25 protein-coding genes and 1 riboswitch are annotated in these 24,415 nt (G+C 68.3%); of the genes, 17 read left to right on the top strand and 8 right to left on the bottom strand.

Features of this window, described 5'->3' with window-relative positions; genetic code table 11:
* Nucleotides 1–168: 168 nt before the first annotated feature.
* Entirely contained in the window at nucleotides 169–594 is a 426-nt protein-coding gene (locus tag CBM2588_RS25275) for an RT0821/Lpp0805 family surface protein (RefSeq protein ID WP_115683033.1), read from the top strand.
* Between the two features lie 36 nt (nucleotides 595–630).
* Here the strand turns inward: CBM2588_RS25275 and CBM2588_RS25280 are convergent, their stop codons facing one another.
* Together CBM2588_RS25280 and ribB are read right to left on the bottom strand one after the other, a co-directional pair.
* On the bottom strand, nucleotides 631–1,224 hold the full coding sequence (locus tag CBM2588_RS25280; RefSeq protein WP_115683034.1) for a surface-adhesin E family protein: 594 nt from the start codon (nucleotides 1,222–1,224) through the stop codon (nucleotides 631–633).
* A gap of 103 nt (nucleotides 1,225–1,327) precedes the next feature.
* A complete protein-coding gene (ribB, locus tag CBM2588_RS25285; RefSeq protein WP_147298431.1) occupies nucleotides 1,328–2,035 on the bottom strand; it encodes a 3,4-dihydroxy-2-butanone-4-phosphate synthase in 708 nt (235 codons plus the stop codon).
* Nucleotides 2,036–2,202: 167 nt separating this feature from the next.
* Nucleotides 2,203–2,361: riboswitch (FMN riboswitch) on the bottom strand.
* Between the two features lie 356 nt (nucleotides 2,362–2,717).
* On the opposite strand from ribB, the gene CBM2588_RS25290 reads away from it, so the two are divergent.
* On the top strand, nucleotides 2,718–3,242 hold the full coding sequence (locus CBM2588_RS25290) for an acyloxyacyl hydrolase (RefSeq protein ID WP_115683036.1): 525 nt from the start codon (nucleotides 2,718–2,720) through the stop codon (nucleotides 3,240–3,242).
* Here the strand turns inward: CBM2588_RS25290 and CBM2588_RS25295 are convergent.
* Entirely contained in the window at nucleotides 3,217–4,110 is an 894-nt protein-coding gene (locus tag CBM2588_RS25295; protein WP_115683037.1) for a helix-turn-helix domain-containing protein, read from the bottom strand. The genes CBM2588_RS25290 and CBM2588_RS25295 overlap by 26 nt on opposite strands.
* 192 nt (nucleotides 4,111–4,302) lie before the next feature.
* Here CBM2588_RS25295 and CBM2588_RS25300 point away from each other — a divergent pair, with 192 nt between their 5' ends.
* From CBM2588_RS25300 to CBM2588_RS25310, 3 genes are all read left to right on the top strand, one after another.
* Nucleotides 4,303–5,616 (top strand): hemolysin family protein, encoded by a 1,314-nt coding sequence (locus tag CBM2588_RS25300; RefSeq protein WP_115683038.1) that lies wholly within the window; start codon nucleotides 4,303–4,305, stop codon nucleotides 5,614–5,616.
* A 303-nt stretch (nucleotides 5,617–5,919) separates the two neighbouring features.
* A complete protein-coding gene (locus CBM2588_RS25305; RefSeq protein ID WP_115683039.1) occupies nucleotides 5,920–7,236 on the top strand; it encodes a GGDEF domain-containing protein in 1,317 nt (438 codons plus the stop codon).
* Nucleotides 7,237–7,380: 144 nt separating this feature from the next.
* Nucleotides 7,381–7,512, top strand: a complete 132-nt coding sequence (locus CBM2588_RS25310) for an entericidin A/B family lipoprotein (RefSeq protein ID WP_010814145.1) — start codon at nucleotides 7,381–7,383, stop codon at nucleotides 7,510–7,512.
* Between the two features lie 83 nt (nucleotides 7,513–7,595).
* Here the strand turns inward: CBM2588_RS25310 and CBM2588_RS25315 are convergent, their stop codons facing one another.
* Genes CBM2588_RS25315 through CBM2588_RS25330 form a run of 4 tightly spaced genes read right to left on the bottom strand, consistent with a single transcriptional unit; the run spans nucleotide 7,596 to nucleotide 10,775 of the window.
* Nucleotides 7,596–8,240: a bifunctional 4-hydroxy-2-oxoglutarate aldolase/2-dehydro-3-deoxy-phosphogluconate aldolase gene (locus CBM2588_RS25315; RefSeq protein WP_115683040.1), complete on the bottom strand. Its 645-nt coding sequence runs from the start codon at nucleotides 8,238–8,240 to the stop codon at nucleotides 7,596–7,598.
* 51 nt (nucleotides 8,241–8,291) lie between these two features.
* Nucleotides 8,292–9,227: a sugar kinase gene (locus CBM2588_RS25320; RefSeq protein ID WP_111521561.1), complete on the bottom strand. Its 936-nt coding sequence runs from the start codon at nucleotides 9,225–9,227 to the stop codon at nucleotides 8,292–8,294.
* A gap of 13 nt (nucleotides 9,228–9,240) precedes the next feature.
* Nucleotides 9,241–10,509, bottom strand: a complete 1,269-nt coding sequence (locus tag CBM2588_RS25325) for an amino acid deaminase (protein WP_115683041.1) — start codon at nucleotides 10,507–10,509, stop codon at nucleotides 9,241–9,243.
* Nucleotides 10,510–10,517: 8 nt separating this feature from the next.
* Nucleotides 10,518–10,775, bottom strand: coding sequence for a hypothetical protein (locus CBM2588_RS25330; RefSeq protein ID WP_147298432.1), 258 nt, complete (start codon nucleotides 10,773–10,775; stop codon nucleotides 10,518–10,520).
* Here CBM2588_RS25330 and CBM2588_RS25335 point away from each other — a divergent pair.
* From CBM2588_RS25335 to fghA, 10 genes are all read left to right on the top strand, one after another.
* Entirely contained in the window at nucleotides 10,756–11,661 is a 906-nt protein-coding gene (locus tag CBM2588_RS25335) for a MurR/RpiR family transcriptional regulator (protein WP_115683042.1), read from the top strand. The genes CBM2588_RS25330 and CBM2588_RS25335 overlap by 20 nt on opposite strands.
* Before the next feature lie 2 nt (nucleotides 11,662–11,663).
* Nucleotides 11,664–13,118, top strand: a complete 1,455-nt coding sequence (locus tag CBM2588_RS25340; protein WP_115683043.1) for an N-acyl-D-amino-acid deacylase family protein — start codon at nucleotides 11,664–11,666, stop codon at nucleotides 13,116–13,118.
* 52 nt (nucleotides 13,119–13,170) lie between these two features.
* Entirely contained in the window at nucleotides 13,171–13,563 is a 393-nt protein-coding gene (locus tag CBM2588_RS25345) for a RidA family protein (protein WP_012355941.1), read from the top strand.
* A gap of 219 nt (nucleotides 13,564–13,782) precedes the next feature.
* Nucleotides 13,783–15,144 carry a GntP family permease gene (locus CBM2588_RS25350; RefSeq protein ID WP_111521557.1) on the top strand — a complete coding sequence of 454 codons (1,362 nt, stop codon included), beginning with the start codon at nucleotides 13,783–13,785 and terminating at the stop codon, nucleotides 15,142–15,144.
* Nucleotides 15,145–15,350: 206 nt separating this feature from the next.
* Complete coding sequence (locus CBM2588_RS25355) at nucleotides 15,351–15,557, top strand: type II toxin-antitoxin system VapB family antitoxin (protein WP_012355939.1); 207 nt, start codon at nucleotides 15,351–15,353, stop codon at nucleotides 15,555–15,557.
* A complete protein-coding gene (locus CBM2588_RS25360) occupies nucleotides 15,554–15,934 on the top strand; it encodes a type II toxin-antitoxin system VapC family toxin (protein ID WP_115683044.1) in 381 nt (126 codons plus the stop codon). Before CBM2588_RS25355 ends, CBM2588_RS25360 begins: the two co-directional genes overlap by 4 nt.
* A gap of 85 nt (nucleotides 15,935–16,019) precedes the next feature.
* Nucleotides 16,020–16,937: an aldo/keto reductase gene (locus tag CBM2588_RS25365; RefSeq protein WP_115683045.1), complete on the top strand. Its 918-nt coding sequence runs from the start codon at nucleotides 16,020–16,022 to the stop codon at nucleotides 16,935–16,937.
* 11 nt (nucleotides 16,938–16,948) lie between these two features.
* Nucleotides 16,949–18,334, top strand: a complete 1,386-nt coding sequence (locus tag CBM2588_RS25370; RefSeq protein ID WP_115683046.1) for an NTP/NDP exchange transporter — start codon at nucleotides 16,949–16,951, stop codon at nucleotides 18,332–18,334.
* Nucleotides 18,335–18,484: 150 nt separating this feature from the next.
* Nucleotides 18,485–19,591 (top strand): S-(hydroxymethyl)glutathione dehydrogenase/class III alcohol dehydrogenase, encoded by a 1,107-nt coding sequence (locus CBM2588_RS25375; RefSeq protein WP_115683047.1) that lies wholly within the window; start codon nucleotides 18,485–18,487, stop codon nucleotides 19,589–19,591.
* Between the two features lie 13 nt (nucleotides 19,592–19,604).
* Nucleotides 19,605–20,447, top strand: a complete 843-nt coding sequence (gene fghA / locus CBM2588_RS25380) for an S-formylglutathione hydrolase (protein WP_115683048.1) — start codon at nucleotides 19,605–19,607, stop codon at nucleotides 20,445–20,447.
* A gap of 8 nt (nucleotides 20,448–20,455) precedes the next feature.
* Here fghA and CBM2588_RS25385 read toward each other — a convergent pair whose 3' ends face one another.
* Complete coding sequence (locus CBM2588_RS25385) at nucleotides 20,456–21,469, bottom strand: AraC family transcriptional regulator (protein ID WP_115683049.1); 1,014 nt, start codon at nucleotides 21,467–21,469, stop codon at nucleotides 20,456–20,458.
* A 151-nt stretch (nucleotides 21,470–21,620) separates the two neighbouring features.
* Here CBM2588_RS25385 and CBM2588_RS25390 point away from each other — a divergent pair, with 151 nt between their 5' ends.
* Complete coding sequence (locus tag CBM2588_RS25390; RefSeq protein ID WP_115683050.1) at nucleotides 21,621–22,754, top strand: acyl-CoA dehydrogenase family protein; 1,134 nt, start codon at nucleotides 21,621–21,623, stop codon at nucleotides 22,752–22,754.
* 51 nt (nucleotides 22,755–22,805) lie between these two features.
* Nucleotides 22,806–24,329 carry a CoA-acylating methylmalonate-semialdehyde dehydrogenase gene (locus CBM2588_RS25395; protein ID WP_115683051.1) on the top strand — a complete coding sequence of 508 codons (1,524 nt, stop codon included), beginning with the start codon at nucleotides 22,806–22,808 and terminating at the stop codon, nucleotides 24,327–24,329.
* Nucleotides 24,330–24,415 lie beyond the last annotated feature (86 nt).

Genomic DNA, 24,415 nt, shown 5'->3' on the forward strand with positions numbered 1-24,415 from the left:
CGTGCAGCGGCACGATGGGACAGAAATCAACGCTAGGTCAGGGGCACGCAGGTGTCAACCGCGGCCCGGTGGCCGCAGTGGCCAGACACGTCGGCAACCGTCGTCCCCCGCACCGCATTGCGCTTACAATGCCACTCCAACGCCACCATGTAGCTACAAGGAACCGTCATGCTGACTCGGCAAACCTCATCCTCCGGCAGCCTCGCCCGCCCCGCCCTGCGTGCCGCAATCGCAGGCGCGCTGGGGGCCGTGCTGCTCTGCGCCGCGCCCGCGCAGGCGTACTTCGACAACTACCTGAGCGGCACCATCATCGGCACGCTCAACGACAAGGAAGGCGCGTCGCTGGCCAAGTCGGTGCGTACCGCGCTGAACGATACGGCCGATGGCCAATCGGTGGCATGGACCTATCCGGCCGCGGGACGGCGCCAGCAGATCGACGGCACCATCAGCCCGGTCGAGAGCAAGACCGACAAGGGCCAGCCGTGCCGGCGCCTGAAGTCAGAGCTCAAGCGCGGCAGTGCCGAAGAGCACTGGAGCGGCTGGTTCTGCAAGCAATCCAACGGGCAATGGAAGTCGCGCCACGTGGGCGATTAAGCTGGCTGGCAGCAGGCAGTGCCGCGCGGCCGCGCTTTAGCGGCACAGCTTGCGCAGCAACTCCCCGGCGATGGTGCCGGGGCCGGCCACCTGGAAGGTGCCGGACTGCGGCGCGCGGATGGTATAGAGCGATTCGCCGCGCGCAAAGCGCTTGCTGTAAAGGGTCTGCTCGACCACGGCAAACATCGACGTGGCACAGTTCAGCACCATGCGCTTGAGCGAGGAACGGATCGGTTCGCCGCTCGCGGTGCGGATCACGCCTGACGGCGAATTGCGCATCACCACCACGCCCACCTGCGTACCCTGGCGGCGCACCGCCGACTGATCGAAATAAGAAATCACGCCATTGGCGCCCATCAGCGGCAGCCAGCGCTGGGGGTCGGGGGCGCCGGGATCGGGCGCGGCCACCAAACGGCAACCTTCCCTGGGTGTGGAGCGGAACACGGTGCCGGAGCCAGCAACCTGGCACTCGTAAAGGCCGGCGGCGGCGGCCGGCCGGGATGCAGAGGCCGGCGCCACGTCGATGGCCGGCACAGCGCCGTCATCGGCGTGCGCGTGCGCCTGCGGCAGGGCCAGGCCGAACACGCAGCCGGCCAGCGCGGCTGCGTGTCGAAACATGCGGAACATCATGGAATTACCCTCATGTAGACGGGAAAAAGCGATCCGCATTGTCGCACACGATGCATGCATTGCGGCGCGCGGGCACGCCCCGATCCATGCATCGCGACGGCCTTCAGCCGTGCAGGCGCCGCCAGGCGACCAGGTCCTCGATGGTCAGCACCGGCAAGCGGTACATCCCGGCAAAGGCCAGCGCTTGCGCGCGCCGCGCCATGGTGCCATCCGGATTCATCAGTTCGCACAGCACCGCCGCGGGAGACAGCCCCGCCATGCGCGCGAGGTCGACTGAACCTTCGGTATGGCCGCGGCGCTCGAGTACGCCGCCGTCGCGCGCCACCAGCGGGAACACATGGCCGGGGCTGACCACGGCATCGGCGCCGGCGTCCTCGGCAATCGCCGCGCGGATGGTGGTGATCCGGTCGGCCGCGCTGACCCCGGTGCTGACGCCCTCGCGGGCCTCGATCGACACGGTGAAGGCGGTGCCGTACTGGCTGCGGTTGTGCTCGACCATCGGCCGCAGGCCCAGGCTGCGCACCTTGTCCGTCGGCAGGCACAGGCACACGATGCCGCTGCACTCGCGAATCATCATGGCCATGTTGGCCTGGGTCAGGCGCTCGGCGGCAAGGATCAGGTCGGCCTCGTTCTCGCGGTCGTCGTCATCGAGCAGCACTACGGGCCGGCCCTCGCGCATGGCCTCGAGGGCCTGTTCGATGCGCAACTCCAGCGCGCGCGGGTGGGCGCCAGCCATCGTATCGACAGTGGCACTGGGATTGGCCTCCGCGGACACCGCGGGGGCAATGGCTTCGGTGGAAAAGCTAGACATGAAACGCTCCTGGTTCAGCATCAATGGGCGTTCCAGGGGAAGGTTCAACGGAGCTGCAAGGCCCGCGCGCCATGCCGAGCGCACGCGCGCGAACCGCCGCGCCCTGCGCGCGCACAAGGCTCGGCAAACCACGGGCCAGGCAAGCGCCAGGCCAGCGGGCAAGCTCCGTCCATCTTCTTTCATCCGGACTATGACCGTCGGCCCTGGCTTCTCACCAGGTCTGCTGACCTCGCACGGGAATGCGAGCGCTCGCGGGCTCGCCGGACACGCGCTGCGCGTCGCGGCATACCGCCGGTGGGGACTTTCACCCCGCCCTGAAGACGTAACGTAACCGGGCCGGCCAGACGGCCGGCACCGGCCCGCGCATGTTAGCACGATTGTTCCTTGTCACTGCGCGCCGCGCGTCAAGACCGTATCCTGCTGCGGCCCGCGTCGTGGCGCCGGTCACGTTAGGTCTCGGCAACGTGCCTTCCCATGTACTACAAATAGGGTAAGGAGGCAGCGCCTGGGGGCTGCAAGCGCCGGTTTTTCCATGGCTTGCCTGACAACAACGCAGCATCTTTTCAGCGTGCTTCCCATGCGCCGACACGACCAAGAAGCCAGACAAGACAGCCATGCGAGTTGCATCCCCCTCCTTCCAACTTTCTCCGCGCGGCGGTGGCGGCGGCCGCGCCGCGCCGCCATGGCGGCGCTGCTTGCGCTGGCCGGGTGCCTGAGCACAGCCGCGCGCGCGGCGCCTGCTATCCAGCTTGGCTACGGCTTCGACGACCGCCATCACGTGCAAAAGGCGGAGCTCGCCATGCTGTGGGATTCGGGCCTGGCGTGGGGCAACCCGCAGGGCTGGCAGGTCGACCTGCAATGGGAGGTCAATGTTGCGCGCTGGCTCAGCGACAGCAACAACAATCCTAACGATCTGTGGGAGTTCGGCGCGTCGCCGGTGGTGCGGATCGCATGGTGGCGCCACAGCTGGGTGCCGTTCATGGAGCTCTCGGTGGGCGCGCGGCTGCTGAGCGGCACCCGCACCTCCGACGATCACGTCATCTCCAGCGCGTTCCAGTTCTCGGAATACGCCGGCCTTGGCGTGATGCTCGGCAAGGACCGCAACTTTGCCGCGGGCTACCGCATCCAGCATCTGTCCAATGGCGGCATCAAGGAGCCCAACCCTGGCACCACCTTCCACGTCATCTACCTGCGCTACCGCTTCTGACGGGCCCATCGTGCGCCGCGCCCTGCGTTTCAAACAGGACCCGCGTGGCGTCGTCGGCCGGGAAAAAGCATTCGATGCGCAGTTCCTGCAGCGTGACGTCCTGCGGAATGCCGAGCGTGGTCAGCGTCGAGAACAGCGACGCGCGGAACGTCCCCGCATGCAGCACCACCGGCAACAACGGCGGCGGCGGGCCGTCGCTGCCTTCATCCTCGGGCAGCAGCACGCCGCCCGGGCCGACCATGTCCGGATGCCAGTCGGCGATGCGCGCGAACAGCGCGCGCGCGGTCTGGTCGTGCGCCTGCACCTGCAGCTCCTGCCAGACGCGCCGCAACAGGTAACGGCCCACCTGCCGCGCATTCTCTATGACCGGCCACAGGCCGTCCGGATCGAACACCGTCAGCATCAGGTTGATCCGGTGCGGATCGTCGGCCAGCGATGCCGGCGGGCGGCCGCCAAGCAAGGTGTCGAACATGCGGCGGTAGGCGGCATTGGCATCGACCAGGTTCCAGAAGCGGTCCAGCACCACGGCCGGGTACGGCTCCTGCTTCGCCAGGATCAGGGCGATGGCCTGCTGCACCATTTGCAACGGCGGCGCGGTCAGCGCGTGTTCGCTGTAAGCCGGGGCGAAGCCGCTGGCGAGCAGCAGCCGGTTGCGCTGGCGCAGCGGCACGCCGAGGCGCTCGGCCAGCGCCAGCACCATCTCGCGGCTGGGGCGGGCGCGCCCGGATTCGAGGAAGGAGATGTGGCGCTGCGAGACCCCGGCGGCCAGCGACAATGCCAGCTGGCTGTAGCCGCGCTTGCCGCGCCAGTAGCGCAACAGTCCGGGGAAGTCGAGAGTGGCCTCGGAGGCAGGGGTAAGCGTTTCCATGCGGGCTATTACAGCATGGCGGCGGCCTCGGCGCGAATACCTGGCAGGTAATCGCAGTCATCCATTGAGGTGGCCGATGGCCGGAAACGCGCCACCGTTTGCGCGGGCGCATCACAGTGGCGAGGTCGTGTAACAGGCGAATGGTATGCTTGATCTTTTCAGACACCCGGCGCGCAGAGGGCGCGCACCCTGATGGAAATTGCCATATTACTGGCGCTGATCCTGCTGAACGGCCTGTTTGCGATGTCCGAGATTGCACTCGTTACAGCCCGCAAGGCACGCCTGCAACGCCAGATCGAGAACGGCGACCGCGGCGCCATTGCCGCGGCCAAGCTGGGCGAGGACCCCACCCGCTTCCTCTCGACCGTGCAGATCGGCATCACCTCGATCGGCGTGCTCAACGGCGTGGTCGGCGAATCGACGCTGGCGCAGCCGCTGGGCGTGTGGCTGCAGGGCTTCGGCATCTCGGAAAGCACCGCCGGCTATGTAGCCACCGCCATCGTGGTGGCCGGCCTGACCTATTTTTCCATCGTGCTGGGCGAACTGGTGCCCAAGCGCCTGGGCCAGATGGCGCCCGAGGCTATCGCGCGCCTGGTGGCGCGTCCGATCGGCTGGCTGGCGGTGGCCTCGACCCCCTTCGTCAAGCTGCTGTCGAGCTCCACGCGGCTGGTGCTGCGACTGCTCGGCACCCAGGTGGACCGGGGCCCCGGCGTGACCGAGGAAGAAATCCACGCCCTGCTGGTGGAGGGCTCCGAAGCCGGCGTGATCGAGCAGCACGAGCACACCATGGTGCGCAATGTGTTCAGGCTGGATGACCGCCAGCTGGCGTCATTGATGGTGCCGCGCGGCGACGTGGTCTACCTCGATGTCGAAGCGTCGATGGACGAGAACCTGCGCCGCATCGAGGAATCGGACCACTCGCGCTTCCCCGTGGTGCGTGGCGGCATGCACGACATCATCGGCGTGGTCAGCGCGCGCCAGCTGCTGGCGCGCCGGCTGCGCGGCGAGGAAGCGGACCTGCAGGCGGCGGTGCAGCCTGCGGTGTTCGTACCCGAAAGCGTGACCGGGATGGAGCTGCTGGAAAACTTCCGCGCCTCGGGCGGGCAGATCGCCTTTGTCATCGACGAATACGGCGAGGTGCTGGGCCTGGTGACGCTGCAGGACCTGATCGAGGCCATCACCGGCGAATTCAAGGCCGAGGCCGCCGGCGAGCAATGGGCGGTCCAGCGCGACGACGGCTCATGGCTGCTCGATGGCCTGATCCCGATCCCGGAGCTGAAAGACCGCATCGGCCTGCGCCAGGTGCCCGAAGAAGAAAAGGAGCGCTACCACACGCTGTCCGGCATGCTGCTGTTGCTGCTGGGGCGCCTGCCCCAGATTGCCGACACGGTGCAATGGGGCGACTGGCGCTTCGAGATCGTAGACATGGACGGCAAGCGCATCGACAAGGTGCTGGCCGAGCGCTTGCCGCCCCAGGACGGGCCCGAGGAAGAAACCACCGGCTGAGTAGCGGAGGCCGGCATCACCGTTACGCCGCGGCGTCAATCGCATCCTCCCTGGATGGATGGCGCCGCACTGATCCAAATCAAATGCAGTTGCGGCCAAATCACTTTGGCGCAATCGGCAACGCCCCTCCCCCTTCCCTTCGCTTATGATCGGGCTTCGCGGCCCCAGCCGGCCGCGGCACGCATGGCTGCACCCTGGCGACGACTGCGACCGCAGCGTGCCGGCGGCCTGCCGAAGAACCATTTCAGACACGGGGAGACGCGAGCGCCGCCAGCCATTGTCCGGCGGCCCGCAAGATCATGCATGGATCCTGATGCCGACGACCTCGTCGAAAGCGCTGCCAGCGGCGGCAGGGGCGCGATGCAACCGTCCGCGCTGGAAGGCGCGCTGAACGCGCGCCGCGGCCAGGCCGGTCCGCCGGCGGCGATCCTGGCGATCCGCCTGGACCGCTTTGCCAACGCTTGTGAAACCCTCGGGACTGGCCGCTGCGCCAGGCTGCGCGGCATCGTGCAGGCGCGCATTGCCTGCCTGCTGCCGCCGGGCGCGTTCATGCACTGGATGGCCGCGGCCGACCTGGTGGTCATCACCGCGCTGCCCGCGGGCGTGGCCGATCCTGGCCAGGTCGCCAGCCGCGTGGCCGACGACCTGTCCCGGCCTTTTGCGCTGGACGGCTTCGAGCTGCACCTGTCGTGCAGCATCGGCGTGGCCAACGACCATGCCGACATTCCGGCCGAGCGCAGCCTGCAGCAGGCATTCGACGCCATGCTGCGGGTCAACCGCCAGGGCGGCGCCGGCCTGGCGCGCGCAGACAAGCCGCTGTCCCCGCCCGCCGCGCCGGTGCTGGCGGCGCTGCCCGACGCACTCCAGCGCGGCGAGCTGAGCCTGCAACTGCAACCGCGCGCCGACCTTGCCGGCGCCGCCGTCAGCGGCTACACGGTGCGGCTGCGCTGGCAGCATCCGGTGCTCGGCCGCGTGGCGCCGCAGGACTTCCTGCCCGGCGTCGAAGCACTCGGACTGGTGGGCCGCATCGGCAACTGGCTGCTGGAGAGCGTGCTGCCGCTGGTCCGTGCCGCCGAGACCATTGCCCCGCTGCAGTTCACCCTGCTGGCCTCGAGCGCCCAACTGCATCGCCCGCAAATGGTCGAAGCCCTGGCGCAGGCGCTCGATGCGGGCGGCATCACGCCAGAGCACTTGTGCATCGAACTGCCGGCCAGCACCGTGCCGACCGACGCCGAACTGATCGATCGCTTTGCCGCGCTGCGCCGGCGCGGGCTGCAGCTGGCGCTGGGCGATTTCGACGACAGCCCGGCCTGCCGCGACGCCTTGGCGGCGCTGCATCCGGACGCCGTCACGCTGGACGCAAGGGGCCTGGGCCATGCGCGCGAGGCCCGCCGCCGTGCCGACAGCCTGCGCGAGGCCTGCCGCGCGGCGCGCCGCGCCGGCGCCTCGGTCTGCGCCAAGGGCATCGAAACCCGCCAGCAGCTGGAAGCGGTGCGCGCCTGGGGCTGCCACAGCGTGCAGGGCTACCTGCTGGCGCAGCCGTTTCCGGCCGTCTGGCTCATGCAGACCCATGCGGCGATCCAGCAGCGCGCCCGCGCCTTGCTGGCACCGCCGGCCTGACCAGCAGCCACGTGCGTGGGGTTGCACGATTTACAAATTGCGACATACCGGCTATCAAAGCCGCGCGCAGCAGCGGTAAAATCTGCGTCAATCCCAAAACTCGGAGAATCGCTCGATTCTCGACCCTATTGAAAGGAGCCCGGCGTGAAGAAAGGTTGGATCTGGTGCGTTTTGTTTGCCACTCTGTTGGCCGGTTGCAACACGATGGCGGGGCTCGGCCAGGACATTCAGCGTGGCGGCCAGAAGCTTGAAAGCTCGGCAGACCGCCACAAGTAAGCCGGCCAGGCTGCATCGACAGCAAAACGGCACGCCCGATGGCGTGCCGTTTTGCTTTGCAGTTTTGCTTTGCTGCGCGCCGCTCAGGGCTTGCCGCGCAGTGCCCTGGCCTGCTCGGCCAGCGCACGGATACGGCTCCAGTCGCCACCGGCGACGGCATCCTTGGGCACCACCCACGACCCGCCCACGCACACCACATTGGGCAGCGCCAGGTACGACGGCGCCAGCGCGGCATCGATGCCGCCGGTCGGGCAGAAGCGCAGCTGCGGCAGCGGCCCGCCCAGCGACTTCAGCATCGGCACCCCGCCCGCGGCCTGCGCCGGGAAGAACTTGAGGAAGGTGAAGCCGGCTTCCAGCGCCGCCATGGCCTCGCTGGCGGTGGCAACGCCCGGCAGCAGCGAGATCCCCGCGCCTCGCGCGCCCGCGGCCAGCGTCGGCGTCAGGCCGGGCGAGACCGCAAACTGGGCGCCCGCGTCGCGCACCGCGTGCAGTTGCTCCACGCTCAGCACCGTGCCGGCACCGACGCAGGCTTGCGGCAGCGCCGCCGCGACGGCACGGATCGCCTCCAGCGCCACCGGGGTGCGCAGCGTGATTTCCAGCAGCGGCAAGCCACCGGTCACCAGCGCCTCGCTGACATGCAGGGCCTCGTCGACCGAGTGGAATTCCAGCACCGGGATCACCGGCACATCGGCAAGGCGTTGAAGCAGCGGGGAAGTCTGGTCTGACATGTCGGTCTCGCGGTATGGGGGTTCAGGAAAACATCAGGGTCGGGCAGCGGCTCAGGCGATCACCGATACCGACTGCGCCAGCCGCGCCAGCACGGTCTGCGCATCGGGAATCGGCGCCACCGCGCCATAGCCGGTGGTCGACAGCGCTGCCGCCACGTTGGCATAGCGCGCGGCCTCGAACGGATCGGCGCCCGCCGCCAGCCGCGCGACGAAGCTGCCGCCGAAGCAGTCGCCCGCGCCGGTGGCATCGACCGGCTTGACCGGATAGGCCGGCACCAGGCTGCGGGACTCGGGCGTGGCGATGTACGAGCCCTCCTCCCCCAGCTTCAGCGCGACCAGGCCGATGCCGCAGCCGAGCAGGTAGTCGGCGATGGCATCGCGGTCGTCCAGCCCGGTCAGCACCGTGATGTCGTCCCAGCTGGGCAAGCATACGTCGGTCATCCGGAACGCTTCGCGCATGATGCCGCGCGCACGCGCCAGCGACCACAGGCGCAGCCGCAGGTTGGTGTCCAGCGTGACCCTGGTGCCGGCCTTGCGCGCGTGCTCCATCGCCTCCAGGCCGGCATCGCACGCGCTGGTGCTGATGGCGAGGCTGATGCCCGACAGGTGCAGGTAGCGCGCCGACGCGATCGCGCCGAGCGGCAGCTGTTCATGCTGGTAGCGGCTGGCAGCGGAACCCTCGCGCAGGTAGTCGAAGCGGTGGCCGTGGCTGTCGTGCGAGACAAAGTAGACGCCGGTGGGAGCGCTGGCGTCGACATGCACATGCCGCGTGTCGACCCGTTCCTGCGTCCACAGTGCGCGCAGGCGCTCGCCGAAGGTATCCGCACCGACCGCGCAGATATAGCCGGTGCTCGCGCCCTGGCGCGCCGCGGCAATGCAGAAGTTGGAGGTATCGCCGCCAAAGCCCTGCAGGTAGCGCGAGGGATCGTCCGGCTGCTGGTTGAACTCGACCAGCGGCTCGCCATAGGCCAGGATGTCGATGCTCATGGGGCTGCTTGCCTCAGAAGAAAGTTTGGACAATGTCGATCACGCGCAGGTCGCGATCCAGCACCGGGATATGGCGCCACTTGTCGAAGGTCAGGCACGGATGCGAGATATCGAAGGCGATCATGTCGCCGACCCGGATGTCGTCGCCCGGCCGGACCTGCAGGTAGGCGTGCTGGTCCATCATGCCCGTGACCTCCCAATACGCGGGCACGTCCACCGGCGCTTCTTCACCGGGACGGTAGCGGCGCGCGGGGATCGGCATGCCGGCGTCGAAGGCGGCATCGCGCTTGCCCATGCCGATGATGACGCGGTCGGGTTCCGGAATCGACTGGACGTAGGCCCACAGCTGCAGCGCCGGCAGCAAACCCTCGCGCATTTTCTGCGCGACCGGGTTGCTCGCCAGGATGCGCTGCTGCGCGGCGCGGTAGATGCCCACATCGTGCGTCAGGTAGCAGCCGGGACGCAACACGATGTCGATCGGCGCGCCGATGTCGGTGCGCGCGAATTCCTCGGCCACCACGTCGTACCAGGCCGAGCCCGCGCCCGACATCACCACCGGGCTGCGGCCGAAGCGGCCTTGCGCGGCGAGCTGCTTCGTCACCGCGACGGTGCGCTGCAGGAACTTGCGGATATCGGCTTCTTCCTTGAGCACGCCCTCGTAGATTTCCACGCCGGCCAGCGACAGCGCGCCGGGCCAGCGCGCCAGCGCGTCGAGCACGGCCTGCTGCTGCGCGTCGTCGCGCACGCCGGTGCGCCCGCCTTCGACGCCCAGCTCGAGCAGCACCTGCAGCGTCTGTCCGCGCTGACTGAAGAACTTGCCGAGCTGGTCGACCAGCTCGGCCGAATCCACCAGCGCGAAGAATTCAAAGTCGGGATCGCGCAGCAGGTCCGCGATGATTTCCATATTGCGGCGGCCGACCAGCTGGTTGGCCATCAGCACGCGCTTGACGCCGTGCGCATGCGCGGCCGCGGTCTGGTGCGCGGTGGCCAGGGTGATGCCCCAAGCGCCGGCGCCAAGCTGCCGGGCAAACAGCTTGGGCGCCATGGTGGTCTTGCCATGCGGCGCCAGCTGCACGCCGTACTCGTTCATGAAGCGGCGCATCCACTCCAGGTTGTGCGCGAGCCGGTCTTCATAGAGCACTGCGGCCGGCAGGCTCAGTTCTTCCTGCAACAGGTTCCAGCCGGTCTGGCCGGCCGCATCCGGGGCGATCGGTGCCTCCATCCGGCCCAGCGCCTTGTTGAGCGGATCGATCACGCCAGCCTGATACTTTATTTCACGCATGCCTGTCATCACCCTGAAAAAATCTGATTGACGTAATGATAGCCCTGAAAATAAGATATTTCATCCCTGTTATAAAGTAACACACGGCGCTGCGGCAGCAACCGCGCGGTATGAGCAAGGGCGCTCACCATCGGGTGCCAGTCACTGTTATAGCCCCTGCCCGCCGCGACTGCAGATTTCGTCACATTACCGCCTATTCCCTCTTCGCCGTTTCGCCGCTTCGCCACCTCGCCCCCATCACCGACCATGACCGCGCCCTTCGACATCCTGACCCGCATCGCCGAGCGCGGCCCCGCGCTGCGACTGGCCGAGCAGAAGGTGGCGCAGGTGGTGCTGGAAGACCTGGCCGGCGCGGCGGCGGCGAGCATCAATGAGCTCGCCCGCCAGGCCGGCGTCAGCGAAGCCAGCGTGACGCGCTTTGCCAAGGCGATCGGCTGCCGCGACGTGCGCGACCTGAAGCTGCGCCTGGCCCAGGCCGCGGCGGTGGGCGCGCGCTTCCTGCAGCCCGGCAACGTTCCCGCCGCTGAAGCCGCGCCAGCCACGCTTGCCGACAGCATCCACGCCGACATCCTCACCGCGCTGGAAGCCAACCGCGGGCTGCTGGACACCCAGCGCATCGAGCAGGCCGCGCGCCTGTTGCTGGGCGCACGCATGGTCTACGCTTTTGGCATGGGCGGCGGCTCGTCGTTCCTGGCCGATGAAGCGCGCCACCGCCTGGCGCGCCTGGGCCAGCCGGTGGCAAGCTACCAGGATGCCCTGCTGCAAAAGATGGTGGCGGCCACGCTGGGCCGCGACGACGTGGTGCTGGCCTTCTCGGCCAGCGGCCGCGTGCCGGAGATGCTGGCCAGCTGCGATATCGCGCGCGAGTACGGCGCCCGCCTGGTGGCCGTGACCGCGCTGGGATCGCCGCTGGCGGCGCGCGCCGACGTGCTGCTGCCGGTGCGCACGCTGGAGACGGATTTCATTTTCAAGCCATCGGCCTCGCGCTACGCCATGCTGATGGTGCTGGACGTGCTGGCCACGCAGTGCGCACTGTTGCAGCCGGACCAGAGCAAGGAGCGCCTGCGCCGGCTCAAGTACGTGCTCGACAGCCACCGCGGCGACAGCGGCCCCGGCAAGGGCCCCGACAGCCGCCAGCCGCTGGGAGACTGACCATGCCACACCTGTTCGATACCCTGATCCGCTGCGTTACGCTGATCGACGGCTCCGGCGCGGCCGCGCGCCTGGCCGACGTGGCCTTGCGCGATGGCCGCATCGCCCGCATCGATGCCCCCGGCGCGATCGACCCCGATGCGGCCGCGCACGTAGTCGAAGGCGATGGCCTGGTGCTCGCCCCCGGCTTTATCGACGTGCACACGCATGACGACACCAACGTGGTGCGCCAGCCGGAGATGACGCCCAAGCTGTCGCAGGGCGTGACCACGGTGGTGGTCGGCAACTGCGGCATCAGCGCCGCGCCGGTCACGCTGGCGGGCGATCCGCCCGATCCGATGAATTTGCTGGGCCATGCCGACGCCTTCCGCTATCCGGATTTCAAGGCCTATGTCGATGCGGTCGAGGCCGCGCAGCCCGCGGTCAATGTCGCCGCGCTGGTCGGCCATACCGCGCTGCGCAGCAACCATATGGACCGCTTCGACCGCGCCGCCACGCCGCAGGAAATCGAGGCGATGCGCGCGCAGCTGGAAGAAGCGCTGCAGCACGGCGCGCTGGGCCTGTCGACCGGCCTGGCCTATGCCAACGCCTTCAGCGCGCCGACCGAGGAAGTGCTGGCGCTGGCCGAGCCGCTGGCCAAGGCCGGCGCGCTCTACGCCACGCACCTGCGCAGTGAATTTGCCGAGATCCTGGATGCCATGGACGAGGCCTTCCGCATCGGCCGCCATGCGCGCGTACCGGTGGTGATCTCGCACCTGAAATGCGCCGGCGTGGCCAACTGGGGCCGCAGCACCGAAGTGCTGGACGCGCTCGACGGCGCGCAGCGCTGGCAGCCGGTGGGCTGCGATTGCTATCCCTACACTGCCAGCTCGTCCACGCTGGACATGAAGCAGGTTACCGGCGACTTCGACATCATGGTGACCTGGTCCGAAGGCGCGCCGGAGATGGGCGGCCGCCTGCTCGCCGACATCGCCGCCGAATGGCAGGTCGACCTGCACGAAGCCGCGCGCCGGCTGATGCCCGCCGGCGCGGTCTACCACTGCATGGAAGACGCCGACGTCGACCGCATCCTGAGCCATCCGGCCACGGTGGTCGGTTCGGACGGCTTGCCCAACGACCCGTTGCCGCACCCGCGCCTGTGGGGCGCGTTCCCGCGTGTGCTCGGCCACTACGCCCGCGACCGCGAACTGTTTCCGCTGACCGTGGCCGTCAACAAGATGACCGGCATGTCGGCCGAGCGCTTCGGCCTGCACCAGCGCGGCTTCGTGCGCGAAGGCTACTGGGCCGACCTGGTGCTGTTCGACGCCGCCACCATCCGCGACGCCGCCAGCTTTACCGATCCCATGCAACCGGCCGAGGGCATTGCCTCGGTCTGGGTCAACGGCGAGCTGTCATGGCAGCAACGCCAGAGCACCGGCGTGCGCGCCGGCCGGTTCCTGCCCCGCGGTGCGGACTGACCCGCACGCACCGCCGCTTCCCTCCCCTATCCAACTCATTCCAGGAGTACCCATGGACATCAAACGATTCGGCGTCGAAGGCGGCACCGGTACCGGCGGCCAGCACATGCCCTTTGCCCGCGCGGTCGCGGCCGATGGCTGGCTCTACGTCTCCGGCCAGGTGCCGATGGTCAACGGCGAGGTCATCGACGGCGGCATCGTGCCCCAGACCCACCAGGCCATCAAGAACGTGCTGGCGATTCTTGCCGAGGCCGGTTACGGCCCCGAGCATGTCGTGCGCTGCGGCGTGTGGCTGGACGACACGCGCGACTTCGCCTCGTTCAACAAGATCTTCAAGGAATACTTCGGCGCCAACCCGCCCGCGCGCGCCTGCGTGCAGTCGAGCATGGTGGTCGACTGCAAGGTCGAGGTCGACTGCATCGCCTACAAGAAGCCGGCAGCCTGAGCCGGCTGCCTGATTCACTGCTTCCCCACTGTTTGCTCCCCTCTCCCGCGCGCGGGAGAGGGGCCGGGGGAGAGGGCCTGGCGCCACCACAAGGTGAGTCGCCAAAGTGCTTGCCACGCATGTCCTCTCCCCCACCGACTCTCCCGCACTGGGAGAGAAACAAGAAAGCCAAACCTCTGCTGCCGCCACAAGCGGCTCTTTTCCACGCAAGGAGACAATATGGGTGCCGTCACCGGAACCACGCTCTTGGTGTATGCGCTGATCGCAGTGATCGCACTGGTGGTGCTGATCGCGCGCTACAAGCTCAACCCGTTCATTACCCTGGTCGTCGTCTCGGTGCTGCTCGGCTTTGCCGTGGGCATGCCGATGAGCGAGATCGTCAAGTCCTTCGAAGCCGGTGTCGGCGGCACCCTCGGCCATATCGCGCTGGTGGTGGGACTGGGCACCATGCTGGGCAAGATGATGGCCGAGTCCGGCGGCGCCGAGCGCATCGCCAACACTCTGATCGATTTCTTCGGGGCGAAGAACGTGCATTGGGCCATGGCCACCATCGCGTTTATCGTCGGCCTGCCGGTGTTCTTCGAAGTGGGTTTCGTGCTGCTGGTGCCGATCGCCTTCAACGTCGCCAAGCGCACCGGCACGTCGATGGTGCTGGTCGGCATCCCGATGGTGGCAGGACTGTCGGTGGTGCACGGCCTGATCCCGCCGCACCCCGCCGCGCTGCTGGCGGTGACCGCGTACGGCGCCGACATCGGCAAGACCATCATGTACGCGCTGATCGTGGGCATTCCCACCGCCGCGCTGGCAGGCCCGCTGTTCGCCCGGCTGATGGACCGCTACGTCAAGCTGCCCGAATACAATCCGCTGGCCGAGCAGTTCACCGAAGAGGATGAGCGCGTCAAGGAATCGCACGAGCTGCCGGGCTTCGGCATCACGGTGTTCACCATCCTGTTGCCGGTGGTGCTGATGCTGATCGGCAGCTGGGCCGACCTGTTCACCACGCCCAAGACCTTCGCCAACGATTTCCTGAAGCTGATCGGCAACTCGGTGATGGCGCTGCTGATCGCCGCGCTGGTGAGCTTCTACACCTTCGGCAAGGCGCGCGGCTTCAATCGCGAGACCATCCTCAAGTTCACCAACGAGTGCGTGGCGCCCACCGCCATCATCACGCTGGTGGTCGGTGCCGGCGGCGGCTTCGGCCGCATCCTGCGCGACTCGGGCATCTCCACCGCCATCGTCGACGTCGCCACCGGCGCCAATGTCTCGGTGCTGGTGCTGGGCTGGCTGGTCGCGGTGATGATCCGCATCGCCACCGGCTCGGCAACGGTTGCCATGACCACCGCAGCGGGCATCGTCGCGCCGATTGCCGCCAGCGTGCCCGGCACCCGCCCGGAACTGCTGGTGCTGACCACCGGCGCCGGCTCGCTGATCCTGTCGCACGTGAACGACGGCGGCTTCTGGCTGGTCAAGGAGTACTTCAACATGACCGTGGCCCAGACCTTCAAGACCTGGTCGGTCTGCGAAACCATCATCTCGGTGGTGGCGCTGCTGCTGACGCTCGGCCTGGCCACGGTGATCTGACGACGGACCGTGACCGGGGGCTACGCCGCGGCGGCTCCGGCACCAGGCCTGCCCGGCCCGGAATGCGACATCTCTCATCGACGCCCTGGTACCGGCAGCCAATACTGCAAGCGTGTCGGCAGCATCCGGTCCGCAAGCGATTGCGGCCTTGCCCTGATTCCGTTTTTGATGCATATTGTCATCAAACCTGATTCAAGGAGCCTGCGATGCGCACGACAGTCACGATCGATGACGCCCTGTATGAACAAGCACTGGAGATGGCGGACCCCGGCATGGACAAGGCAGACCTGTTTCGCGAGGCAATCAAGACATTCGTTCGGGTGCAGGCCGCCAAGCGCCTCGCGGCCCTCGGCGGCGCAGCGCCCGGCATGCAAGACGTACCGCGCCGCAATCCCGAACCCGACGTCAAATGAACGTGCTCGTCGACACCTCGGTGTGGGTGGGCCATTTCCGGCAGCGCAATGACGCCCTGATCCGCCTGATGGAGGCAGACCAGGTGCTGACCCATCCCCTGGTCGTGGCCGAACTGGCCTGCGGCACGCCACCGGCGCCGCGGGCGCAGACGCTCGGCGACATCGGGTTGCTGCAGGCCGCCAGGCAGGCAACGCTGGGAGAAATCATCTCGCTGGTGGAGCGCGAGCAACTGTATGGGCTGGGCTGCGGCCTGGTGGATGTCACCTTGCTGGCTTCGACCCTGATCACCCCCGGTGCCCGCCTCTGGACGCTGGACCAGCGGCTTAGCGCCTTGTCCGTCCGGTTTGGCGTGGGATATCGTCCTCGCCTGCACTAGGGGTTCCGTCGCGCACGCAACGGTTTACACGGCCTGGCTCAACGCCTAAGGTCAACCAGTCAGTGACTCGCCGGGAAACCCTCCCATGTCGATCGATCGTCGCTCATTCCTCGGCCTGGCCGCCGGACTGGCCGCCACCGGGATCGGGCCAGCGCCGCCGGCCCATGCCGTCACCGTTGCCGCGCCCCTGCGCCGCACCATTCCCGGCACCACCGAAGCCCTGCCCGTGATCGGCATGGGCACCGCCGACACCTTCGACGTCGGCTCCGGCCCCGACGAACGCAAGCCGCTGGCGGAGGTCATGGGGCTGTTGCTGCAGACCGAAGGCTCGGTGGTCGATACCGCGCCCAGCTACGGCAGCGCCGAAGCCGTGACCGGCGATCTGCTGCGCGCGGCCAATGCGCGCAACCGGGTCTTCCTCGCCACCAAGATCTCGGCCCGTTCCGGCGCGCCGGCGCAGGCGCAATGGGAACGGTCGCTGGCCGACCTGCACGTCGACAAGGTCGACCTGCTGCAGATACACAACCTGATCGACTGGCAGGGCAACCTGCGCTGGCTGCGCCAGCTGAAGGAACAGGGTCGCATCCGCTACCTGGGCATCACCCATTACCGCGACGACGCCCACGAGGCGCTGGAAAGAATCGTGCGCGCCGAGCGCGTGGATTTCGTCCAGATCAACTACTCCGTGGGCGAGCGCAATGCCGAGCGCACGCTGCTGCCGCTGTGCGAGGCGCGCGGCGTGGCGGTGCTGGTCAACCGGCCGTTCCAGGACGGGCGCCTGTTCCGCGTGGTCAAGGACCGCGCGCTGCCGCCATGGGCCGGCGACATTGACTGCGGCTCATGGGGCCAGCTGTTCCTGAAGTTCGTCGTCAGCCATCCGGCCGTGACCGCCGCGATCCCGGCCACCTCCAAGCCACGCAACATGGCCGACAACCTCGGCGCCGCGCTCGGCCGCATGCCCGATCCCGGCCAGCGCGAGCGCATCGCGGCGCTGCTGCGCTGAGCCGCCCCGCCGTGGACAAGCCCGCGCGCGACGCATCCACCCGTGGCCCGGCCCGCCTGTGGCGCGGCTTTGGCGTGCGCAGCGGCGAAGCCGGCGCCGTGGTGGCCGGCTTCCTGTTCTTCTTCTGCCTGTTCGCCAGCTACTTCATGCTGCGCCCGGTGCGCGAAACCATGGGCATCGCCGGCGGCGTGAAAAACCTGCAATGGCTGTTCACCGCCACCTTTGTCGTGATGCTGGCGGCGATCCCGCTCTACGGCGCGGTCTGCGCCTGGCTGCCGCGGCGCCGCTTCGTGCCATGGGTCTATGCCTTCTTCATTGCCAACCTGCTGGCCTTTGCGATGGCCACGCGCGTCCTGCCCGACAACGTCTGGCTGGCGCGCGTGTTCTACGTGTGGCTATCCGTGTTCAACCTGTTCGTGGTGTCGGTGGCCTGGAGCCTGATGGCCGATGTGTTCCGTCCCGAGCAGGCGCGCCGCCTGTTCGCGCTGCTGGCCGCCGGCGCCAGCGCGGGCGGACTGGCCGGGCCGATGCTGGGCGGCTGGCTGGTGCCCCACATCGGCCTGACCGGCCTGATGCTGCTGTCGGCCGCCCTGCTGGCCTCCACCTTGCCGGGGGTGGGCTGGCTGTTCGGCTGGCGTCGCCGTGCCGGCGCCGGCGTGGAGCCGCCGGACCAGGCTGTTGCCAGCGCGGCGCAGGATCCGGCCAATCCGATCGGCGGCGGGCTGCTGGCCGGGCTGTCGCTGCTGCTGCGCTCGCGCTACCTGCTCGGCATCGGCCTGTTCGTGATCCTGCTGGCCACCGCCAGCACCTTCCTCTACTTCGAGCAGGCCCGGCTGGTCGCCGAGGCGTTCCCCGAGCGCACCCGCCAGACCCAGGTGTTCAGCGCGCTGGATGCCGTGGTGCAGGCGCTGACCATCCTGGTACAGCTGTTCTTCACCGGCCGCATGGCGCGCCGCTATGGCGTCACGGTGCTGCTGACCGCGGTGCCGCTGGCCGTTGCCGCTGGCTTCGTCGTGCTGGCGCTGCTGCCCACCTTCGGCGTGCTGGCCGGCGTCATGATCCTGCGGCGCGTCGGTGAATACGCGCTGCTGCGCCCGGGCCGCGAGATGCTGTTCACCGTGGTCGATGCCGAAACCAAGTACAAGGCCAAGAACGTCATCGACACCGCCGTCTACCGCGCGGGCGATGCGGTCAGCGCCTGGGTCAAGACCGCGATCGATGCCCTGTCCGGCCATCCGGCGACGGTGGCCTTGGCGGGCGCGTTGCTCGCGGTAGGCTGGGCGGGCCTCGGCTGGTGGCTGGGGCGACGGCATGCGGGGCAGTTGGAAACAACGGCCGATGGAGTTGTTGGCCACGAAGCCGGCCATGCCGCTGAACTAGTGGCCCGCAGACGCTGACCGCTGATCGGCCAAAGCTGGCCTCATGCCACAGGAAGACCGTATAGTCATGCCTCTGACCCGGCTGCCTTCGGCATTCGCGCCGGCTTTTTGCCGCGCAACGCACAGGCCGCAAGCCGCCCCATATTCCTGATCCCGGAGGACCTCCCCATGAAAACCAAAGCCGCCATCGCCTGGAAAGCCGGCGCCCCGCTGACCATCGAAGACGTCGACCTCGACGGCCCGCGCGCCGGCGAAGTGCTGGTGGAGGTGAAGGCCACCGGCATCTGCCACACCGACTACTACACGCTGTCCGGCGCAGACCCGGAAGGCATTTTCCCGGCGATCCTGGGCCATGAGGGTGCGGGCATCGTCACCGATGTCGGCCCCGGCGTGACCTCGCTCAAGCCCGGCGACCACGTGATTCCGCTGTACACGCCGGAATGCCGCCAGTGCAAGTTCTGCCTGTCGCGCAAGACCAACCTGTGCCAGGCCATCCGCGCGACGCAAGGCAAGGGCCTGATGCCGGACGGCACCTCGCGCTTCTCGCTCGACGGCAAGCCCATCTTCCACTACATGGGCACCTCGACCTTCGCCAACCACATCGTGGTGCCGGAGATCGCGCTGGCGAAGATCCGCCCGGATGCGCCGTTCGACAAGGTCTGCTACATCGGCTGCGGCGTCACCACCGGCGTGGGCGCGGTGCTGTTCACCGCCAAGGTCGAGGCCGGCGCCAACGTGGTCGTGTTCGGCCTGGGCGGCATCGGCCTGAACGTGATCCAGGCGGCCAAGATGGTGGGCGCCGACAAGATCATCGGCGTCGACCTGAACCCGGCGCGCGAGGCGATGGCGCGCAAGTTCGGCATGACGCATTTCATCAACCCGAAGGAGGTCGACAACGTGGTCGACCACATCATCCAGCTCACCGACGGCGGCGCGGACTACTCGTTCGAATGCATCGGCAATACGCAGGTCATGCGCCAGGCGCTGGAGTGCTGCCACAAGGGCTGGGGCAAGTCGATCATCATCGGCGTGGCCGAGGCCGGCGCCGAGATCTCGACGCGTCCGTTCCAGCTGGTGACCGGTCGCGAGTGGAAAGGCTCCGCCTTCGGCGGCGCGCGCGGCCGCACCGACGTGCCGAAGATCGTCGACTGGTACATGGAAGGCAAGCTCAATATCGACGACCTGATCACGCACACGCTGCCGCTGGAGCGCATCAACGAAGGCTTCGACCTGATGAAGCGCGGCGAGTCGATCCGCTCGGTAGTGCTGTACTGAGGACGGCGCCGACATGGAACTGATCTCTCAACATGGCTGCCACGGCGGCGTGCAGCGCTTCTATCGCCATGACTCGGTGGCGATCGGGCTGCCGATGCGCTTCTCGGTCTACCTGCCGCCGCAGGCGCAGGCCGGCGCACGGGTGCCGGTGCTGTTCTACCTGGCGGGCCTCACCTGCACCGAAGAGACCTTCATGATCAAGGCCGGCGCGCAGCGTTTCGCCGCCGAGCACGGCCTGATGCTGGTGGCACCCGACACCAGCCCGCGCGGCGCGGGCCTGCCGGGCGAAGCGGATGCCTGGGACTTCGGCGTGGGGGCGGGTTTCTATGTCGATGCCACCGAGGCGCCATGGCACAAGCACTGGCGCATGGAGAGCTACGTCGCCGAAGAACTGTTCGACCTGGCAACCAGCGCATTGCCGGGCGATGCCGCGCGCGTCGGCATCTTCGGGCATTCGATGGGCGGGCACGGTGCGCTGGTGCTGGCGCAGCGCCATCCCCAGCGCTTCCGCTCGGTGTCGGCGTTCGCGCCGATCGCCGCGCCGTCGCGCTGCCCGTGGGGCGAGAAGGCCTTTACCGGCTACCTCGGCAGCGACCGCGCCGCCTGGGCGCAGTATGACGCGAGCGAGCTGATGGCACGCCAGCCGGGTGCGCCGTTCCCGGCCGGCATCCTGGTCGACCAGGGCCTGGACGACCAGTTCCTGCAGAGCCAGCTGCATCCGGACGCATTCGCCGCGGCCTGCCAGGCCGTGGGCCAGCCGCTGACGCTGCGCCGGCACAGCGGCTACGACCACGGCTACTACTTCATCACCAGCTTTATCGCCGACCACATCCGGCACCACGCCACGCAGCTGTAGCCCCGCACTCAGCCTTCCGCCACGCGGCGGTAGGCCCCCGGGCGCGATCCGGTCCAGCGCCGGAAGGCCCGGTGGAACGCGCCGGGCTCGGCAAAGCCGAGTTCGGCCGCGATATCGGCGACCGGGCGCCCGGAATGGCTGAGCGCCTCGATCGCCAGGTCGCGCCGCAGCGCATCCTTCAGGTCCTGGTAGCTCACGCCCTCCTCCATCAGCCGGCGCCGCAATGACGAGGCCGACAGGTTCAGGCTGACGGCCAGGTCTTCGAAGGTCGGCCATTGATCCGGACGCTGGTTGCGCAGCAGCCGGCGCACGCGCGCACCCATGCTGCTGCGGTCCGAATACTTGACCACCACGTTGTGCGGCGCGTCGCGCAGGAACGCCTTCAGGCTGCGCTCATCGTGGCGCACCGGCTGGTCCAGCAGGGCCGCGTCGAACACCAGCGCCGTGGCCGGCTGCGCGAAGGCCAGCTGGCGCGAATACATGACGCGATATTCGGCGCTATACGCGGGTTCGGCATAGGTGAACGCGGCCAGCCGCACCGGCACGCGCCGCCGCAGCAGCCAGCTCATCAGGCCATGCAGCATGATCAGCATGGTCTCCTGCGCAAACACGCCGGGCTGCCGCCCCAGGTGCGCGCTCGGCGCGGTCAGCACCAGCGCGGCCTCGTCGCCATGGCGCTCCAGCCGCACGCCGATATCGTCGAGCAGCAGCCGGAAGTACCGCGTGATGCGCTCCAGCGCCTGCGCCAGCGTGCGGCTGCCCGCCACCGCATGGCACAGCATGGCAAAGCTGCCGCACTTCATGCTGCGCGAATCCTGGCCGAAGAACTCGTCATCCAGCGCGGCCGCCACGGCCAGCCACAGCTCGCTGTAGCTGGCAGCCGAAACCCGCGCCTGCGGCACGGTCAGCAGCGCCGGCGCGATGCCGGCGCCGCGCAGCACCGGCTCCGGGTCGATGCCGCGCGCGCGCAGCCCCGCAATGGCGTGGTGGACGAAACAGATGGCGACACTGCCTTTTTCCATGGCGCTGGCGGGTGGCAAACGAGTTCACGAAGATTGGCGGATTTTGGCATAGGAGCCGGCCCCGGGCGTTCCTACACTGCCCGCAGGTCAAACGCCGAGCGCGCATTCTGCCTGAGTTGCAGCGCGGCTCCAAACGCCAACCCAATCTGCCATGCACAGCGACTACACCGAAGAGCAAATCATGATCCGCGACAGCGCGCGCGCCTTTGCCACCGAGCGGCTGGCCGGCGGCGCCGCGCAATGGGACCGCGACGGCCGCCTTCCCGACGAGGTCGTCGCCGAAATGGGCGCGCTGGGATTGCTGGGCATGATCGTGCCCGAAGAATGGGGCGGCACCTATACGGACTACGTCGCCTATGCGCTCGCCATCGAAGAGATTGCCGCCGGCTGCGCCGCCTGCGCGACGATGATGAGCGTGCACAACTCGGTCGGCTGCGGGCCGATCCTGCACTACGGCACCGACGCGCAGAAAGAGCGCTACCTGGCACGGCTGGCCAGCGGCGAGCTGATCGGCGCATTCTGCCTGACCGAACCGCAGGCCGGCTCCGAGGCGCACAACCTGCGCACCCGCGCCCGCTTCACCGACAACGGCTGGGTGCTTAACGGCAGCAAGCAGTTCGTCACCAACGGCAAGCGCGCGGGCGTGGCGGTGGTGTTTGCCGCGACCGAACCGGAGCGCGGCAAGAAAGGCATCTCGGCATTCCTGGTGCCTACCGACACGCCCGGCTTTATCGTCCACGCTCCGGAAAAGAAGCTGGGCATCCGCGCTTCGGACACCTGCGCCATCACGCTGGAAGACTGCGTGATCCCGCATGACGCGCTGCTGGGCGAGCCCGGCGAGGGCCTGCGCATCGCGCTGTCCAACCTGGAAGGCGGACGCATCGGCATCGCCGCGCAGGCGATCGGCATCGCCCGCTCGGCATTCGAGGCCGCATGCCGCTACGCGTCCGAGCGCATCCAGTTCGGCCGCGCGCTGCGCGAGCATCCTCCCATCGCCAACATGCTCGCCGACATGGCCACCGAACTGAATGCCGCGCGGCTGCTGGTGCATCGCGCCGCGCGCATGCGCAGCGACGGCGTGCCGTGCCTGTCCGAGGCCTCGCAGGCCAAGCTGTATGCGTCGGAACTGGCCGAGCGCGTGTGCTCCAAGGCGCTGCAGATCCACGGCGGCTATGGCTACCTTGAAGACTATCCGGTCGAGCGCCATTACCGCGACGCCCGCATTACCCAGATCTACGAAGGCACCAGCGAGATCCAGCGCATGCTGATCGCGCGCAGCCTCTGACCCCCTCTACTCCCCGCTTCCCCTGCACAACGACATCTTCCGGAGACAACCATGACTGCCGTGCCCAACACCGCCACCGCCGTGCCGACCGTACCGCTGCTGATCAATGGCGAATGGGTGGACTCGTCCGCCACTGAATTCCGCAACGTGGTCAACCCCGCGACGCAGCAGGTGCTGGCCCGCGTGCCGCTCGCCACGGCCAGCGAAGTCGCGGCGGCCGTGGGCGCCGCGCACCGCGCCTTTGCCACCTGGCGCCACACCCCGATCGGCGCGCGGCTGCGCGTCATGCTGCGCTTCCAGGCGCTGATCCGCGAACACAGCAAGCGCATCGCCGCGATCCTGACCGCCGAGCAGGGCAAGACCCTGGCCGATGCCGAAGGCGATATCTTCCGCGGGCTGGAGGTGGTCGAGCACGCCTGCTCCATCGGCACGCTGCAGCAAGGCGGCTTCGCCGAGAACGTCGCCGCCACCGTCGACACCTACACGCTGCAGCAGCCGATCGGCGTCTGCGCCGGCATTACCCCGTTCAACTTCCCGGCGATGATCCCGCTGTGGATGTTCCCGATGGCGATCGTGTGCGGCAATACCTTCGTGCTCAAGCCGTCCGAGCAGGATCCGCTGTCGACCATGGAGCTGGTCAAGCTGGCGCTGGAAGCCGGCGTGCCGCCGGGGGTGCTGAACGTGGTGCACGGCGCCAAGGACGTGGTCGACGCGCTGTGCACGCACCCGGACATCAAGGCGGTGTCGTTCGTCGGCTCCACCGCCGTCGGCACCCACGTCTACAACCTCGCCGGCGCGCACGGCAAGCGCGTGCAGTCGATGATGGGCGCCAAGAACCACGCGGTGGTGCTGCCCGACGCGCACAAGGAGCAGACCCTGAATGCGCTGGCGGGCGCCGGCTTCGGCGCGGCCGGCCAGCGCTGCATGGCCACGTCCGTGGTGGTGCTGGTGGGCGCGGCGCGTGACTGGGTGCCCGACCTGGTGGCGCGCGCCAAGACCCTGAAGGTCGGTGCCGGCGCCGAGCCGGGCACCGATGTCGGCCCGGTGGTTTCGGTCGCGGCCAAAGAGCGCATTCTCGGCCTGATCGCCGCCGGCGAGCGCGAAGGCGCCACGCTGGTGCTGGACGGTCGCGGCGTGGAAGTCCCGGGATATCCGCAGGGCAACTTCATCGGCCCGACCATCTTCACCGACGTGAAGACCGACATGTCGATCTACACGGAAGAGATCTTCGGGCCGGTGCTGGTGGTGATCGGCGTGGATACGCTGGACGACGCCATCGCGCTGGTCAACCGCAACCCGTTCGGCAACGGCACCGGCGTGTTCACGCAGAGCGGCGCCGCGGCGCGCAAGTTCCAGAGCGAGATCGATGTCGGGCAGGTCGGCATCAACATCCCCATCCCGGTGCCGGTGCCCTACTTCAGCTTCACCGGCTCGCGCGGCTCCAAGCTGGGCGACCTGGGGCCGTATGGCAAGCAGGTGGTGCAGTTCTATACGCAGACCAAGACGGTGACAGCGCGCTGGTTTGACGACGCCACGGTGAATGATGGGGTGAATACGACGATCAGCTTGAAGTAAGGGCTCATCGCCGCAACGCTCCCCATCCCGCCGGTTGGCTCCCCTCTCCCGCGAGCGGGAGAGGGGAGAAAACACGAGGGACGCGA

Source organism: Cupriavidus taiwanensis (assembly GCF_900250075.1).
Taxonomy (GTDB): Bacteria; Pseudomonadota; Gammaproteobacteria; order Burkholderiales; family Burkholderiaceae; genus Cupriavidus; species Cupriavidus taiwanensis_C.

Bases quoted from the DNA above. Each gene is read 5' to 3' on its own strand.
- CBM2588_RS25275 (WP_115683033.1), top strand. From the start codon at position 169: ATGCTGACTCGGCAAACCTCATCCTCCGGCAGCCTCGCCCGCCCCGCC.
- CBM2588_RS25280 (WP_115683034.1), bottom strand. From the start codon at position 1,224: ATGATGTTCCGCATGTTTCGACACGCAGCCGCGCTGGCCGGCTGCGTG.
- ribB (WP_147298431.1), bottom strand. From the start codon at position 2,035: ATGTCTAGCTTTTCCACCGAAGCCATTGCCCCCGCGGTGTCCGCGGAG.
- CBM2588_RS25290 (WP_115683036.1), top strand. From the start codon at position 2,718: ATGGCGGCGCTGCTTGCGCTGGCCGGGTGCCTGAGCACAGCCGCGCGC.
- CBM2588_RS25295 (WP_115683037.1), bottom strand. From the start codon at position 4,110: ATGGAAACGCTTACCCCTGCCTCCGAGGCCACTCTCGACTTCCCCGGA.
- CBM2588_RS25300 (WP_115683038.1), top strand. From the start codon at position 4,303: ATGGAAATTGCCATATTACTGGCGCTGATCCTGCTGAACGGCCTGTTT.
- CBM2588_RS25305 (WP_115683039.1), top strand. From the start codon at position 5,920: ATGGATCCTGATGCCGACGACCTCGTCGAAAGCGCTGCCAGCGGCGGC.
- CBM2588_RS25315 (WP_115683040.1), bottom strand. From the start codon at position 8,240: ATGTCAGACCAGACTTCCCCGCTGCTTCAACGCCTTGCCGATGTGCCG.
- CBM2588_RS25320 (WP_111521561.1), bottom strand. From the start codon at position 9,227: ATGAGCATCGACATCCTGGCCTATGGCGAGCCGCTGGTCGAGTTCAAC.
- CBM2588_RS25325 (WP_115683041.1), bottom strand. From the start codon at position 10,509: ATGCGTGAAATAAAGTATCAGGCTGGCGTGATCGATCCGCTCAACAAG.
- CBM2588_RS25335 (WP_115683042.1), top strand. From the start codon at position 10,756: ATGACCGCGCCCTTCGACATCCTGACCCGCATCGCCGAGCGCGGCCCC.
- CBM2588_RS25330 (WP_147298432.1), bottom strand. From the start codon at position 10,775: ATGTCGAAGGGCGCGGTCATGGTCGGTGATGGGGGCGAGGTGGCGAAG.
- CBM2588_RS25340 (WP_115683043.1), top strand. From the start codon at position 11,664: ATGCCACACCTGTTCGATACCCTGATCCGCTGCGTTACGCTGATCGAC.
- CBM2588_RS25345 (WP_012355941.1), top strand. From the start codon at position 13,171: ATGGACATCAAACGATTCGGCGTCGAAGGCGGCACCGGTACCGGCGGC.
- CBM2588_RS25350 (WP_111521557.1), top strand. From the start codon at position 13,783: ATGGGTGCCGTCACCGGAACCACGCTCTTGGTGTATGCGCTGATCGCA.
- CBM2588_RS25355 (WP_012355939.1), top strand. From the start codon at position 15,351: ATGCGCACGACAGTCACGATCGATGACGCCCTGTATGAACAAGCACTG.
- CBM2588_RS25360 (WP_115683044.1), top strand. From the start codon at position 15,554: ATGAACGTGCTCGTCGACACCTCGGTGTGGGTGGGCCATTTCCGGCAG.
- CBM2588_RS25365 (WP_115683045.1), top strand. From the start codon at position 16,020: ATGTCGATCGATCGTCGCTCATTCCTCGGCCTGGCCGCCGGACTGGCC.
- CBM2588_RS25375 (WP_115683047.1), top strand. From the start codon at position 18,485: ATGAAAACCAAAGCCGCCATCGCCTGGAAAGCCGGCGCCCCGCTGACC.
- fghA (WP_115683048.1), top strand. From the start codon at position 19,605: ATGGAACTGATCTCTCAACATGGCTGCCACGGCGGCGTGCAGCGCTTC.
- CBM2588_RS25385 (WP_115683049.1), bottom strand. From the start codon at position 21,469: ATGGAAAAAGGCAGTGTCGCCATCTGTTTCGTCCACCACGCCATTGCG.
- CBM2588_RS25390 (WP_115683050.1), top strand. From the start codon at position 21,621: ATGCACAGCGACTACACCGAAGAGCAAATCATGATCCGCGACAGCGCG.
- CBM2588_RS25395 (WP_115683051.1), top strand. From the start codon at position 22,806: ATGACTGCCGTGCCCAACACCGCCACCGCCGTGCCGACCGTACCGCTG.